A 15,033-nucleotide genomic window follows, 5' to 3' on the forward strand; every position below is an offset into this window, starting at 1 on the left:
ATGCCCGATAATTCGGGACGAACAGATGCAATTACTGCTGCTGGATCACCCAGATCTGGAAGGCTTTGCGGGTCTCCGCATCGGCCTTGTTGTACCAGTTTTGCAGCTGGGTCAGGGCTTCCGGATTGCTCTGGGCCTTGCTCGGGGCGACCTGAACCGGGGCGCTGTTGGCGGCCATGACGGCAGCGGTAGAGACAGCGACAGTCTTGGGCTGGTTGAACGCCTTGCCCATGTTGATCAGCTCCTGCTGATAGTCACGGGTCAGCTGGAAGCCTTCCACCTTCGGCAGCACGAACTGCTCGGTGGTGACGACCTGGCCGCTGCTCTTGTCTTTCAGCGCGACTTTCTGTTCCTTGACGAACTGGTTGGCTTCGGATTCGTTGCGCGGCTTCTTGTAGTCCAGCACCAGTTTCTGGTTGTCGGCGGCGGTGAAGTTGATCACCAGCGGCTCGGCGGTGACCAGCTTGGTGTCGCTGCGGCTGGAGTAGTTGCCTTCGAAGGCGACGACCAGTTGGTGCTTGCCGGCTTTGATAGGATAGGTACTCGTCTTGTCGAGCAGCTTGGGATTGATGGATTGGCCATCGATCAGCTGCACCACATAGGGGTTGTTCACTTCCAGTTGGGCATCGGCCAGGGCACTACCTGCCCACAACAGACCAGCCAGGGCTGGCACCAGAACAGTCAGTTTCATTTCATCTCCTTGAACAGTCAGGCGAGTGCCCACTGAAAAACAGGGGCTCATTTTTGCAGGTTTGCCCAAGGGCGGCAATAGGCGTTTATGGCGCCTCTGCCGCGTCTGGGCTCGTGCTTTCCCGATGCAAACTCATCGGGCCAGTGGGGTTGGCTACCTTGGTCAACCCCGGCGTTACTCAATCCGGCGTCGAAATGGCGGCAGGGCATCGAGCAGCCCCTTGCCGTAGCGTTTGGTCAATAGACGGCGATCGAGAATGGTGACCCGGCCCCTGTCCGCCTCTTTGCGAATGAGGCGACCACAGGCCTGGATGAGCTTGCGCGACGCCTCCGGCACCGTCAGTTGCAAGAAGGGATTACCGCCCCGTTTCTCGACCCACTCGGCGGTAGCCTCTTCCACCGGCGAGTTGGGGACTGCGAATGGCAACTTGGTGATCACCAGGTTGGTGAGGTAGTGACCGGGCAGATCCAGCCCTTCCGAGAAGCTGCCGGTGCCAAACAGTATGCTGGCCTGGCCGCCATCGCATTTTTGTTTGTGCAGGGTGAGCAGGGCGTTGCGGGAGGCTTCCCCTTGCACCAGCAGGGAGAGTCCCTTGGCCCGCAGCCCCACCGCCACCTCGTTCATCTGCCGGTAGGAGGAGAACAGCACCAGGCTCGCCTCCTTGCCAGCCAGCAGACGAGGCAGGATGCTGACGAGCTCCTGGGTGAAGGCGGGGGCATTGGGCTCGTGTTCCATTTTGGGCAAATAGAGCTCGGCCTTCTGGTAATCGAAGGGGGAGCGCAGGCGCAGATAGCGGGTGCCATCGTGCTCTTTGAGCCCCACTTGGTGGCGGAAATAGCTGAAGGAGGAGAGGGCGGTCAGGGTCGCCGACACCAGCACGGCGCCAAGACATCTGGACCAGAGCCACTCCTCCAGCAGGTAGCCCACCTCGATGGGGGAGGCGTGCAGCCAGATGTCGCCGTCATCGCTCTTGACCATCCAGCGGGCCAGCGGCGTCTTGCCCTCTGCCACGTGCCGCCCCAGCATCTCCCACAGGGCGCAGAAACCCTCCAGCCGCTGCAGATAGAAGCCGCTCTCCGCCAGCAGGGGTTCGGCCTCCTTGCGACGGATCTCGCCATCCTTCAGCGCCTCGCCGATGGCGCCCTGCATCCTGTCCAGCGCCCGCAGCGCCTTCTTGCTCGCCTCCTTGAGGTTCTCCGCCAGCATGGGCAGGGGGTCGGGCAAGACACCATCGGCGAAGCGATGATGTTTTTCTTCATTGAACAAGCGGTCGTTGGCGGCGAGCCACTGCTCCAGCGCCTTCAGATCCGGCTGCAGGGAGGCCAGCGCGTCCTGCAGCTTGAGCTGGGGATCGAGCAGACTCTCCTTGTTGAGGATTCTGGCCAGCTTGCCCGCCCCCTGTGCCAGTTTTTCCAGCCAGCGGCGTGAACCCTTGACGCTGGCCGAGGCGGCGCCGTGATCCCGGGCTATGGTGGGCAGATGATGGGCCTCGTCCAGCACATAGAGACACTCGTCCGGTGGCGGCAGTATGATGCCGCCACCCATGGTGAGGTCGGAGAGCAGCAGGGCGTGGTTGACCACCAGCACGTCGGCCGCATCCATGTCGTTGCGGGCGCGGTGGAAGGGGCAGTGCTGATGATGAGTCAGCGCCTTGTTGCAGGTGTGGCGGTCGGCGGCGATGCGATCCCAGCAGTTATCGTTGATGGGTTTGGGCCAGTTGTCCCGATCACCGTCCCACTTGCCTTCCGTGTAGGCCTGCCACAACGCCTGATAGCAATCCTTGTCGGCGTCTGACGGCTTGTGTTTGCTGAGGGCTCCGAAGTCGAACTCGAAGTTGGCCATCTCGCTGCCGCTGGCGGCCTGCTCCAGCAGGTGTTCGCAGCAGTAGCGCTGGCGCCCCTTGACCAGCATGAAACGAAACGGCAGCTCGCTGTGGCGGTGATAGAAGGGGAGGTCTTTGTGGATCAGCTGCTCCTGCAGCGCCACGGTGGCGGTGGAGATCACCAGCTTCTTCTGGGTGAGCCGTGCCACCGGGATGGCCCCCTGAGCATAGGAGAGGGACTTGCCGATACCAGTGCCGGCTTCGGCCACCAGGATGCGACGCTGTTTGTCATACTCCCCGGTCAGCGTCTTGGCTATTTCGGCCACCAGAAAATTCTGCTCCTTGCGCGGCACAAAACCGGGTAAACCATCGGCAATCTGCCGATAGGTATTGCGAATGGTGGTTTTGAGACGGGTAGACAGCATGAAGAAAATGACCGTTGCACAGGGTGAAGGAAGACAGGATACCTGCAACCGGCAACCTGGGTCGAGGTGTGTGGCAACGCACAGATCCGACCTCTTCTTCTGTTTATAAGGCGAGTCGTCGTTATTGTGTGATAAATCACCAATTCGGACGAATTTTGCCAGCGGTTATCGCTGTAAACGTTTTCCCATAGCGTGCAAACAATGTGGGATTCAGGTCACAATTTTTCCGCTGTGACTATGCTTTTCGTAAAAAGTTCCAAGTTTTTTCATTGCGGATTGGAAAACCCGGTGCTAGTCTCGGCGCCATAGTGATGCAAAGTACATCGCTAACACAGGGAATAACAACGACTTAGTGTTTAATTACAGTAGGCATTGGAAACTATGAAAAAGACAATTCTGGCTATTGCTATCCCGGCTCTGTTTGCATCCGCCGCTAACGCTGCAGTGGTTTACGACAAAGACGGTACCACTTTTGACGTATACGGCCGTGTCCAGGCTAACTACTACGGTGACCACAACAAGGCTGACTCCACCGAAGCATCCGGCTACAAGGATGTTGACAGTGAGCTGATCGGTTCTTCCCGTCTGGGTTGGTCCGGCAAGATTGCCCTGAACAACACCTGGTCCGGTATCGCCAAGACCGAGTGGCAAGTTTCTGCTGAAAACTCCGCCAACAAGTTCGATTCCCGTCACATCTACGTTGGTTTCGACGGCACCCAGTACGGTAAGATCATCTTCGGTCAGACCGATACCGCGTTCTATGACGTGCTGGAACCGACCGATATCTTCAACGAGTGGGGCGACGTAGGTAACTTCTATGACGGTCGTCAAGAAGGTCAGATCATCTACTCCAACACCTACGGTGGCTTCAAAGGCAAACTGTCCTATCAGACCAACGACGACAAGGCCGTCAAGGTTACTGACGTAGGTCAGGGCATCAAAGAAACTGCTGTTTATGGTCCGAATGTAAAGCGTAACTACGGTTATGCCGCTGCTGCCGGTTATGACTTCGACTTCGGTCTGGGTCTGAATGCTGGTTATGCTTACTCTGACCTCGAGAACTCCGTTAGCAACACCAATGGTGACAAGAAAGAGTGGGCTCTGGGCGCACACTACGCCATCAACGGTTTCTACTTCGCTGGTGTCTACACCCAAGCAGATCTGAGCTACGACACCACCACCGTTGGTAACAAGGACAAGGGTCGTGGTTACGAGCTGGCTGCTTCCTACAACGTTGATGCCTGGACCTTCCTGGCCGGCTACAACTTTACTGAAGGTAAAGCTGCTTCCAACACCGCTGGTGCCGAGTACAAAGACATCGTTGACGAAACCCTGCTGGGCGTACAGTACGCTTTCACTTCCAAGCTGAAAGCCTACACCGAGTACAAGATCCAGGGTATCGACAAGCTGGACGACGAGTGGACCGTTGCCCTGCAATACAACTTCTAATCTAGCCTCTGCGCTGATTGAGTTGATGAACGGCCAAGCTTGCTTGGCCGTTTTGTTTTATCTGCTTCCCACCTGATTGCCTCTCTTCTCCTCTGTTGATGATCCTCTCCTTCTCCTGTTTGGCTTGCGCCAGTTCACGTTGTCTCTTTTCTGTACTTGGCTCCCGGTCAGCGAATCGCTAGATTATTCAGCTCGTTGCAGGATGTTCGGCAAACAGGGAAGGATGACGTTTGATTGACTTTAGTCACCCACAGTGGCGGGAGCTGGCCCGCCAGCTGCTGGACAACCCCACCTCGGTGGTCCGCGCCCGCCAGTGGCAACCCCTGCTGGGCCTGCTCAAGGACAACCAGCTGCTGCTGGCACTGGGCAATCACCACTATGAGCTCACCCCCGCCGGTCGCCGCTACCTGACCCGTGAACTGACGCTGGCCGAGATCGCCACGGCGCCGCCAACCCCGGAGGAGTGGCTCCATGGGCAGGGCTGGCAGCTGGCGGAGCAGGTCAACGAGCGGGTGCTGGCCGCGCTCTATCGCAAGAGCGAGGTGAGCTTTACCCCCAACGAGCAGATCGACTTCGAAGACAAGGGGATCCGGCTCTGTTCGGATCAACAGGTGCGCCTGCGTGCCCCCGAGCCGTTCAGCCTCTTTTTCAGCGGCGGCACCCTGCTCGATGCGTCCCCCTGGCTGCAGGCGCTCGGCGAGGTGGCGTTGCCGGAGCGTACCTTGGCCAGTCTCGGCAAGATCCTGTGGGGGGAGGGGGAGCTGCTGCGGGTGATCACCACCGACAGCGTCGGTGCCTTTGCCGAGCTGGTGCTGCCGGCAGGGAGCTTGCTGATCTGGGCTCCCGCCTCGGCGCAGCAGGCGCTGCAGCAAGTGATCGCCGCGCTGCCGCCTCAGGTGCAGTGGAGTCATCTTACCTCCCTCGACCCGAGCGGGGTGGATCGGGTGCTGACTCTGGCCCAGCGTTTGGGTCGGCCGGCCAGCTGGTGGCTGCCCACAGTGCTTGCTCCCATCATGACGGCCTATTCCCTGCCACTGACTGACTCCCGCCCCTGGGAGCCGAGCCGGATCCCCAAGTCATTGTTAGCAGTTTGTAGCGGTTTGGTTGAGTCTAATGGTGGCTTGTCTGCCGAGGTGTGCGCGTTGGCGCCACAGTGGCATGCCATCGGTTGAGATTGCCGCAGATCCAGCCGAAAAAGCGGTTTTCCCCCATCCTGCACGGTGATATAAAGAGTTGACGAAGCGCTCGCCAGTGGGCGCTTTTGTTTGCCACGTGTTTTGCGTGTCACGGACGGTGTGCCAACACGCTTTGCCAGCCAACGAACTCAACGGAATACAGGGAATACCATGTTTGAAAAGGTTGTTGCCGCCCCAGCGGATCCGATCCTGGGCCTGACCGAAGCCTTCCGCGCCGACTCTCGCAGCCACAAGATCAACCTGGGGGTCGGGATCTACAAGGACGAGACCGGCGCCACCCCCATTCTTCACTGCGTCAAGAAAGCCGAACAGAAGCTCTTGACCGACGAGAAGACCAAGAACTATCTCGGTATCGAAGGCAATATCGAATACGGCCGCATCGTGCAGCAACTGCTGTTCGGACAGGATTCCGCGCTGGTCAACAGCGGCCGCGCCAAGACGGCGCAAGCGCCGGGCGGTACCGGTGCCCTGCGCATCGCCGCCGAGTTCGTGGTGCGCAACAACCTCGCCAAGACCATCTGGATCTCCGATCCCACCTGGGCCAACCACGTCAGCGTGTTCCAGGCCGCGGGTCTGACCGTCAAGTGGTACAAGTACTACGACGCAGCCACCAAGGGACTCGACTTTGCCGCCATGCAGGCGTCTCTCTCCGAGGCGCAGGCTGGCGATCTGGTGCTGCTGCACGGTTGCTGTCACAACCCGACCGGTATCGATCCGACCGCGGATCAGTGGCGTGCACTGGCCAGGCAGAGTGCTGCCGCCGGTTGGCTGCCGCTGTTTGACTTCGCCTATCAGGGCTTTGCCCGCGGCATCGAAGAGGATGCCGAAGGTCTGCGCATCTTCGCCGAGTGCCACGACGAGCTGCTGGTGGCGAGCTCCTTCTCCAAGAACTTCGGCCTCTATAACGAGCGGGTCGGTGCCTTCACCCTGGTCAGCGCGACCAAGGCGATTGCCGATGTGGCCTTCACCCAGGTCAAGACCGTCATTCGTGCCAACTACTCCAACCCGCCGTCACACGGCGCTGCCGTCGTCACCGCCGTGGTGAATGATCCGGCCCTCTATGCCGAGTGGGTGGAAGAGGTGGCGGCCATGCGGGTGCGCATTCGCGAGATGCGCGAGCTGCTGGTGGAAAAACTGGCCGCCCGCGGCGTGAACCAGGACTTCAGCTTTATCCGCGAGCAGAACGGCATGTTCTCCTTCTCCGGTCTTTCCAAGGATCAGGTGGAGCGCCTCAAGAGCGAGTTCGCCATCTACATCGTCGGCTCCGGCCGGATCAGCGTGGCCGGTATCACCCGTGCCAACATAGATCCTCTGTGCGACGCCATCGCCAAGGTGCTGTAAGCGAGTCATCGCCATCCGCTCAGTAACAAGCCCGCCGGGGAGACCCAGCGGGCTTTTTCATTTTTCGGCTCAGGCCTTAGCGACGGCGTTTGCCACCCCCCAGCAGGGAGCCGAGCACCCCGCGCACCAGCTGGCGACCCACCTCGCTGCCGATGGTGCGGGCCACGCTCTTGGCGGCGGTTTGCACAACCCCGTCGTGCTGGCCGCCACGGGGGCCGGTGCGGCCAAACAGGATACCATTGAGGGCATCGAGCAGGCCGCCTTCCTCGCTGGATAACGGTTTACTGGCTTGTTCGCTTGTGGTTGTCACCTTGGCGCCGTTGAGCCGCTCGAAGGCCGACTCGCGATCCTCCGGCGTCTCGTAGCGGCCGTGCAGCAATGAGCCCTGAATGAGCGCCTGCCGCTCGGCGTCGCTCAAGGGGCCGATGCGGCTGGCCGGCGGGGCGATGAAGGCGCGCTCCACCATGCTGGGCCGTCCCTTCTCGTCGAGCAGAGAGACCAGCGCCTCACCGACCCCGAGCTCGGTGATGACGCCGGCGGCATCAAAGGCCGGGTTGGCGCGCAGGGTGTTGGCGGCGATCCGCACCGCCTTCTGATCGCTCGGGGTAAAGGCGCGCAGGGCGTGTTGCACCCGGTTGCCAAGCTGCCCCAGCACGCTGTCGGGGATGTCGGCCGGGCTCTGGGTCACGAAGTAGACACCCACCCCTTTCGAGCGGATGAGGCGCACCACCAGTTCAATCTTCTCCAGCAGCGCCTTGGGAGCGTCGTTGAACAGCAGGTGCGCCTCGTCGAAGAAGAACACCAGCACAGGTTTGTCGGGATCCCCCACCTCCGGCAACTGCTCGAACAGCTCGGAGAGCAGCCAGAGCAGGAAGCAGGCATAGAGGCGGCTGGATTGGGTCAGCTTGCTGGCGGCCAGCACATTGATATGACCGTGGCCGGCCTCATCGGTCTGCAGCAGATCCTGGATGTCCAGCATGGGTTCGCCAAAGAAGTGATCGCCGCCCGCGCTCTCCAGGGTGAGCAGGTTGCGCAGGATGGCGCCGATGGAGGCGGTGGAGACGTTGCCGTAACGGGTGGTGAGGGACTTGGCGTTGTCGCCGGCAAACTGCACCATGGCGCGTAGATCTTTGAGGTCGAGCAGCAGCAGCCCCTCGTCGTCCGCCACCTTGAACACCAGCTCCAGCACCCCGCTCTGGGTGTCATTTAGGCCGAGCAGGCGGGCGAGCAGCAGGGGCCCCATGTCGGAGATGGTGGCCCGCACCGGGTGGCCCTGTTCGGCAAACAGATCCCAGAACAGGGTGGGGTTGGCGGCAAAGGCGGGGGCCGGAATGCCGAGCTGGGCCAGCCTGGCATCCAGCTTGGCCGAGCCAGCCCCGGCGGCGCCAAGGCCGCTCAGATCCCCCTTCACATCCGCCAGAAAGACCGGCACGCCGAGGTGGGAGAATCCCTCCGCCAGCACCTGCAGGGTGACAGTCTTGCCGGTGCCGGTGGCCCCTGTGATGAGGCCGTGGCGATTGGCCATGGCTGGCAGCAGGGCGAGGGGATGACCACTGGCATGGGCCAGCGTGAGCGGTTCGGCCATGGTGGGCTCCTTGTGGCAAATGGGGGACGAAAAACAACGGGTTACAAGGAGTGTGGTAGCGAGGTCAGGGGATGGCAAGGCAGTGCCTCGTCAGCGCGCCAGAGGCTGACGAGGCGGGTGAGATCAGCGGGGGCGGACCAGCTTGCCGAGGCGCAGCAACAGCAGGGTGAGGAGGCCGCCGGTGGCAGCGGTCAGTACCGCCAGCAGCAGGCTGCCGAGCAGGAAAGGAGGCACCAGGGTGGCCGCCTCGTGCTCCAGCCAGTGCAGGGTCCAGGTGAGGTGAAATGGCTCCGGCGTCTTGTGCAGCACCAGACAACCGGTGCGATAGGCGTAGAGGTACATGAAGGGCAGGGTCAGCGGGTTGTTGAACCAGACCGCCAGCAGCGCCAGCGGCAGGTTGAGGCTGAACGCCAACGCCAGCCCGACCGCAATGAGTGAATGCATGGGGATGGGAAACCAGCAGGCGAAGATGCCGGCCGCCACCGCCCCGCTCAGGGCGCGCGGCCCCCCTTGCCAGAGGGCGGGGGCAAGCAGGCGCTCGCCAAACAGGGCGAACCACTTCTGCTGGCGCAGGGTATCGGGGTCAATCTTGAAGCGGGCAAACCAGCGATTCAGCATGCGCGTGCCACCTTGCGTTTCTGCCACTGCCGCACGGTGCTGATACGCCAGCAGGTGCGAATGAGGGCGTAGCCGATGAGGGAGCTGAGCAGGGCGAGCACCAGTGAACCCAGCAGCAGTGGCGGAGCCACGGTTTCGAACACCGACACCAGCCAGGCCCAGGTGAACTCGATCTCGATGTGCTGGGAGGATTGCCCCAGCAGCTGACAGCCGGTCAGGTAGGCACCGTAGAACAGCGGCGGCATGGTAATGGGATTGGAGAGCCAGACCAGGGCTACCGAGAGCGGCAGATTGACCCGACAGGCGATGGCGCCGCCGGCCGCCAGCAGCATCTGGCAGGGGAGCGGCACCCAGGCCATGAACAGCCCCACCGCGAAGGCACCGGCCGCCGAGCGGCGATTGAGGTGCCACAGGTTGGCGTCCAGCAGCAGCTTGCCAAACAGCCGCAAGTGCTTGTGTTCCTTGAGTGTCGCCGGATCAGGCAGCCAGCGTTGTATGAGTCGTTTGGGCATATTGAAACCTTGCTAAATACTTGCACCATGGATCTGCGCCTGCTGTCGTTTGCCCTCGGGGCAAGCTCCTCACTGCTTTGGCCATGGTTGCCTTCATGGGAATGGGGTGGCCTGATGCTGCTGCTCGCGTTTCCCCTCGCCGGTTACCGCTGCTGGCGGCTGCTGTTCTTGCTGGGCGGCATCCTCTGGATGCAGGGGAATTTGCAGCACCGGTTTGCCTGGCTGGATCAGCTTGGCAAAAAAACGAGCCACATCATAACCGCACAACTGCAAAGTGCAGAACCCGAGGGCGATAAATTTGTCCGGCTGGTGCTGCGGGTGAACAGGCTCGATGAGCAGGCGCTCACTCCGGCGCCCCTGGTGCGCATCAATGCCTACCAGGCGCTGCCCACCATGACGGCAGGCAGTCGCCTGACCCTGGAGGTCTCTCTCAAACCGGCCCATGGCCTGGCCAACGAGGCGGGGATGGACGGGCGGCGCCTGCTGCTCGGCAAGGGGATCACCGCCACCGGCAACTTGCGCCGGGTGATCCTGATTGAAGCGGTGCCGGCGGGGCTGCGCGAGCGCTGGCTGGCCCGGGCCGCCGCCAGTTGGCAGGATCTGAGCCAGGGGCCGCTGCTGGCGGCGCTTACCTTCGGTGAGCAGGGCGGCATCACGACTGAGCAGTGGAGCCTGTTTCGCGGCAGCGGGCTGACCCACATCATCGCCATCTCGGGGCAGCACATCGCGCTGGTGGCGGTGCTCGGCTGGTGGCTGGGGCGGCTGTTCGGACTGCGGGGGGCGATTCTGCTCGCCCTGCTGTTTGCCACCCTCTACAGCTGGCTGGCCGGGTTTGCGGTGGCCACCGAGCGGGCCCTCATCATGGTGCTGGTGTGGAGCCTGCTGCGCTGGCGACGGCGGGAGTGGCCGGCCCATCGCGTCTGGCTGTGGGCCTTCGTGGTGCTGACGCTCTGGGATCCCTTCGCCCTCTATTCGGCGGGATTCTGGCTCTCCTTCCTGGCGGTGGCTCTGCTGCTGGTGGCGAGCCTGCTGGAGGCCAAATCCGGGCTCATTCGCCTGCAGGGCTTGTTGCTGCTGGGGCTGCTGCCGCTGCAACTGGCGCTGTTCGAGGGGATAGCCCCTCTGTCGCTGCTGCTCAATCTGCTGGCATTGCCGCTCTTTTGCATCGCCATCATACCGCTGGCGCTCATCGGGGTGCTGCTGGCGCCGCTTTCAGGGGAGCTGGCCCACCTGCTGTTCTGGCTGGCCGATGTCGGCTTGCAGTGGGTGTTGTGGGCGCTGGAGAGGTTGGCCAGCCAGTGGCAGCTCTGGTGGCCGGTGCCGGGCTGGGTACTGCCGCTCACGGCGCTGCTGACCCTGCTCTGGTGCGCCTGGCATGTGCCGGGCGGCCGTCCGCTGCTGTTGCCAGGGGGCGTGGCTCTGCTGCTGGCAGCCTGGCCGGTGCCGACCCACTGGCAACTGAGGGTGCTGGACGTGGGGCAGGGGTTGGCGGTGCTGATCACCCGGGGCGAGCGCGGCATCCTGTTTGACACCGGCGATCGCTACCCGGGCGGCTACAACATGGCGGATGCCGTGATCCTGCCGCTGCTGAACCGGCTCGATGTGCGGGTGCTGGATTATCTGGTCATCAGCCACAAGGACCGGGATCACGCCGGCAACCGGCGCGCCATCCTGCAGGCTCTGCCGGTGCGCCACGAGCTCTCCTCCTTCGACTTCGGCCGCTTCACGACCCTGTGCCGGCGTGGCCAGCAGTGGCGCTGGCAGGGGCTCGAGATGGCGGTGCTCTGGCCACAGCAGCCGGGAGGCGGCCACAACAACGACGGGTGCGTGCTGCAGATCCGCGACGGGGATCGACGTATCCTGCTCAGCGCCGACATCGAGCGGCAGGCGGAGCAGCGCTTGCTGGCGCTGGAAGGGGCCGGGCTTGCCAGCACCCTGCTGGTAAGCCCCCACCATGGCAGCCGCACCTCCTCCACGCCCCCGTTCGTGGCGGCGGTGGCCCCCCGCTATGTGGTGCACAGCGCCGGCTTCATGAACCAGTGGGGCTTTCCCCGCCCCGAGGTGGTGGCCCGCTACCGGGAGGCGCAGCAATGGGTCACCGGACTGGACGGGGAGATCCTGGTCGAGCCTGCGGCGGACGGGCTGCGGATCCGTGCCGAACGGGAGCAGGGCCCCTGGTTTCGTCGCAATGGTGACTGGTGGCGCTCTGCATTCTGGCCTGAGCGCTGAGCGTAAACCCGGCTTTGGCTGGGATAACGACCGTCATTTCCCGTCTCGGCGAGGGCCATGCGCTGGCGATGCTTGGTGTAATCCTGCGCTTTGGCTGGGATAACGGCCGTCATTTGCCGTCTTGGCGAGGGGCATGCGCTGGCACTGCTTGGTGTAATCCTGTGCTTTGGCTGGGATAACGGCCGTCATTTCCCGCTCTGGTGATGGGCACTGCTTGGTGTAATCCTGCGCTTTGGCTGGGATAACGGCCGTCATTTGCCGTCTTGGCGATGGGCACTGCTTGGTGTAATCCTGCGCTTTGGCTAGAATAGCCCGTCATTTCCCTTATTAACGGCTATTCATGCAACAAGAAACCTCACAAGACAGCTGGCCTGTCTTCAAGCGTCTGCTCGGCTATGTCCGTGACCGCAAGCTTGGCCTGATTGGCGGCATCATCGGCATGCTGGGCTACGCCGCCGTGGATACCACCTTCGTCTATTCCATCAAGCCGCTGATCGACAAGGGGATCAACGGCAATGATCCGACCGTGCTCAAGTGGATGCCCTTCTTCGTGCTGGGTATCGTGGCCCTGCGCGGTGTCGCCAACTTCCTCTCCAACTACTGCATGGCCTGGGTCGGCAACCACGTGGTGATGCGCCTGCAGCAGCAGGTATTCAACCACATGGTGGCGATGCCGATGAGCTTCTTCGACCGTCAGAATACCGGCCACCTGCTCTCCAAGGTGACCTATGACGCGAGTCAGGTCTCCTCGGCCGCCAGTACCACCTTGGTCACCCTGGTGCGGGAAGGGGCGACGGTCATCGGTCTGCTCGGCTTGATGTTCTGGCACTCCTGGCAACTGTCGGTGATCTTCCTGGTGGTGGGGCCCGTGGTGGGCATCATCATCGGCCTCATCAGCCGCCGTTTCCGTCAGATCAGCCGCCACATCCAGCAGGCGGTGGGTGACATCACCACCTCTACCGAGCAGATGCTCAAGGGGCACAAAGAGGTGCTGATGTTCGGCGGTCAGAAGGTGGAGGAGAAGCGCTTCTTCAAGGTCAGCAACAACATGCGCCAGCAGACCATGAAGATGGTCGCGGCCGATGCCATCGGCAGTCCGGTGGTGCAGATGGTGGCCTCCATCGCATTGGCGGCCTTCCTCTATGTGGCCACCATCGATAGCGTGCGCAGCGAGCTGACTGCCGGTACCTTCACCGTCATGATCACCTCCATGATGATGCTGCTCAAGCCGCTGAAAAGCCTGACCGACGTCAACAACCAGTTCCAGCGCGCCATCACCGCCTGCCACAGCCTGTTCGGCCTGCTCGATACCGAGCCGGAGCAGGATACCGGCACCCGTACCCTGGAGCGCGCCCGCGGCGAGATCGAGTTTCGCAACGTCACCTTCACCTACCCGACCAAGGACACCCCGGCGCTGCACAACGTCAGCTTCAAGGTGGAGGCGGGCAAATCGGTGGCGCTGGTGGGGCGTTCCGGCTCTGGCAAGAGCACCATCGCCAGCCTGCTGACCCGCTTCTATGACATCGAACAGGGGGAGATCCTGCTGGATGGCGTCAACATCCGTGAATACCGCCTGAGCGAGCTGCGCAAGCAGTACGCCCTGGTCTCCCAGCACGTGCACCTGTTCAACGACACGGTGGCGAGCAATATCGCCTACGCCGCGGAAGAGCAATACAGCCTCGACGAGATCAAGCAGGCGGCCCGCATCGCTCACGCCGACGAGTTCGTCAGCAAGATGAGCAACGGTTATGATACCGTGGTCGGCGAGAACGGTGCGTCGCTCTCCGGCGGTCAGCGCCAGCGCATCGCCATCGCCCGCGCCCTGCTGCGCGATGCTCCAGTGCTGCTGCTGGACGAGGCCACCTCGGCGCTGGATACCGAGTCCGAGCGCCACATCCAGGCGGCCATCGACGAGCTGTGCAAGGCGCGCACCTCGCTGGTGATCGCTCACCGCCTCTCCACCATCGAGAAGGCGGACGAGATCCTGGTGATCGACGAAGGCCATATCGTCGAGCGCGGCAACCACGCGGCTCTGATGGCCCAGCAGGGGACCTATGCCCAGCTGCGCGCCATCCAGTTCGGCCATGCCACCGCAGGTGGCAACGCCTGATGCTGGAGCGGCTCTGGTATGCAAAGAGTGGCTGGCGCTGGTTGCTGGCCCCCTTTGCCCTGCTGTTTGCCATCATCAGCGGCACCCGCCGCTACGCCTATCGCCACGGCTGGCGCAAGGGCTATCGTGCCTCTGTGCCGGTCATAGTGGTGGGCAATATCTCGGTGGGGGGCAACGGCAAGACCCCGGTAGTGGTCTGGCTGGTGGAGCAGTTGCAGGCCCGCGGCTATCGCCCTGGGGTGGTGAGCCGCGGTTATGGCGGCAAGGCGCCCCATTACCCGTACCGGCTCGATGCCGCCAGCACCACGGTGCAGGCGGGGGATGAACCGGTACTGATCGCTAGGCGCTGTGGCTGCCCTGTGGTGGTGGCGCCCAGGCGGGCCGAGGCGGTGCGTCTGCTGGAGCAGAGCGGTGAGGTGGACATCATCATCACCGACGACGGCCTGCAGCACTATGCGCTGGCCCGTGACATCGAGCTGGTGGTGGTGGACGGGGCGCGCCGTTTCGGCAACGCCTGCCTGCTGCCCATGGGGCCGCTGCGCGAGCCGGTCACCCGGCTCAAGCGGGTGGACGCCATCATCTGCAACGGCGGCGAGCCGGGGCGGGGAGAGTATCCCATGAGGTTGGTGGCCGATTCCCCCCGTCGGGTACGCGACGAGGCCCCGTTGGCCACACCGCTGGCCGGTCCGGTAGACGCGCTGGCGGGCATTGGTCATCCGCCCCGTTTCTTCGCCACTCTCGAGGGGCTCGGTTACCAGCTGGATCAGCGGGTGGCCTACGGGGATCACCACCCCTTCGATCGGGACGAGCTGGTGGGTCGCTTTGCCGGCAAGCCGCTGCTGATGACCGAGAAGGATGCGGTCAAGTGCCGCGCCTTTGCCCTCGACAACTGGTGGTATCTGCCGGTCAGCGCCGAGTTGCCCGCCTCCCTGCTCGATACCCTGCTGCACAAGCTGGGCGCGAGCGGGAAGGGGCAAGGCGCAACCAAGGCACAAGGTTGATCTCGCTCGCCAGCGCGGGAGAGAAGGGGGCTTGTCATGCCCCGCATGAAACAT

The 15,033-nt window shown here is 62.8% G+C and carries 11 protein-coding genes; 6 read left to right on the plus strand and 5 right to left on the minus strand.

Annotated features, from left to right (window positions below):
• Positions 1-31 precede the first annotated feature (31 nt).
• On the minus strand, positions 32-691 hold the full coding sequence (locus ACB031_RS08175; protein ID WP_010633503.1) for a DUF2057 domain-containing protein: 660 nt from the start codon (positions 689-691) through the stop codon (positions 32-34).
• 174 nt (positions 692-865) lie between these two features.
• On the minus strand, positions 866-2,938 hold the full coding sequence (dinG, locus tag ACB031_RS08180; RefSeq protein ID WP_371139341.1) for an ATP-dependent DNA helicase DinG: 2,073 nt from the start codon (positions 2,936-2,938) through the stop codon (positions 866-868).
• Positions 2,939-3,319: 381 nt separating this feature from the next.
• On the opposite strand from dinG, the gene ACB031_RS08185 reads away from it, so the two are divergent.
• The 3 genes from ACB031_RS08185 (at position 3,320) to ACB031_RS08195 (ending at position 6,924) form a co-directional block, all read left to right on the plus strand.
• Positions 3,320-4,387, plus strand: coding sequence for a porin (locus ACB031_RS08185; protein WP_099359750.1), 1,068 nt, complete (start codon positions 3,320-3,322; stop codon positions 4,385-4,387).
• 230 nt (positions 4,388-4,617) lie between these two features.
• Positions 4,618-5,559 (plus strand): hypothetical protein, encoded by a 942-nt coding sequence (locus ACB031_RS08190; protein WP_005302710.1) that lies wholly within the window; start codon positions 4,618-4,620, stop codon positions 5,557-5,559.
• A gap of 174 nt (positions 5,560-5,733) precedes the next feature.
• Positions 5,734-6,924, plus strand: coding sequence for an amino acid aminotransferase (locus ACB031_RS08195; RefSeq protein WP_252601145.1), 1,191 nt, complete (start codon positions 5,734-5,736; stop codon positions 6,922-6,924).
• Between the two features lie 76 nt (positions 6,925-7,000).
• On the opposite strand, the gene ACB031_RS08200 is transcribed toward ACB031_RS08195, so the two are convergent.
• From ACB031_RS08200 to ACB031_RS08210, 3 genes are all read right to left on the minus strand, one after another.
• Positions 7,001-8,509, minus strand: a complete 1,509-nt coding sequence (locus tag ACB031_RS08200; protein WP_371139342.1) for a helicase HerA-like domain-containing protein — start codon at positions 8,507-8,509, stop codon at positions 7,001-7,003.
• A gap of 123 nt (positions 8,510-8,632) precedes the next feature.
• The gene (locus ACB031_RS08205; protein WP_005302707.1) at positions 8,633-9,127 is read right to left on the minus strand and encodes a DUF2062 domain-containing protein; all 495 of its coding nucleotides are present in this window, start codon (positions 9,125-9,127) and stop codon (positions 8,633-8,635) included.
• Complete coding sequence (locus ACB031_RS08210) at positions 9,121-9,639, minus strand: DUF2062 domain-containing protein (protein WP_005302706.1); 519 nt, start codon at positions 9,637-9,639, stop codon at positions 9,121-9,123. The genes ACB031_RS08205 and ACB031_RS08210 overlap by 7 nt, the downstream gene beginning before the upstream one ends.
• Between ACB031_RS08210 and ACB031_RS08215 the strand changes: the two genes are divergently transcribed.
• The 3 genes from ACB031_RS08215 to lpxK all read left to right on the plus strand — a co-directional run bounded on the left by ACB031_RS08215 (position 9,577) and on the right by lpxK (position 14,979).
• The gene (locus ACB031_RS08215) at positions 9,577-11,868 is read left to right on the plus strand and encodes a DNA internalization-related competence protein ComEC/Rec2 (protein WP_349933197.1); all 2,292 of its coding nucleotides are present in this window, start codon (positions 9,577-9,579) and stop codon (positions 11,866-11,868) included. The genes ACB031_RS08210 and ACB031_RS08215 overlap by 63 nt on opposite strands.
• A 340-nt stretch (positions 11,869-12,208) precedes the next feature.
• Complete coding sequence (gene msbA / locus ACB031_RS08220; protein WP_019838876.1) at positions 12,209-13,978, plus strand: lipid A ABC transporter ATP-binding protein/permease MsbA; 1,770 nt, start codon at positions 12,209-12,211, stop codon at positions 13,976-13,978.
• Positions 13,978-14,979, plus strand: a complete 1,002-nt coding sequence (lpxK, locus tag ACB031_RS08225; RefSeq protein WP_371139343.1) for a tetraacyldisaccharide 4'-kinase — start codon at positions 13,978-13,980, stop codon at positions 14,977-14,979. Before msbA ends, lpxK begins: the two co-directional genes overlap by 1 nt.
• Positions 14,980-15,033 lie beyond the last annotated feature (54 nt).

The organism is Aeromonas sp. S8(2024) (genome assembly GCF_041403085.1).
GTDB lineage: Bacteria > Pseudomonadota > Gammaproteobacteria > Enterobacterales > Aeromonadaceae > Aeromonas > Aeromonas dhakensis.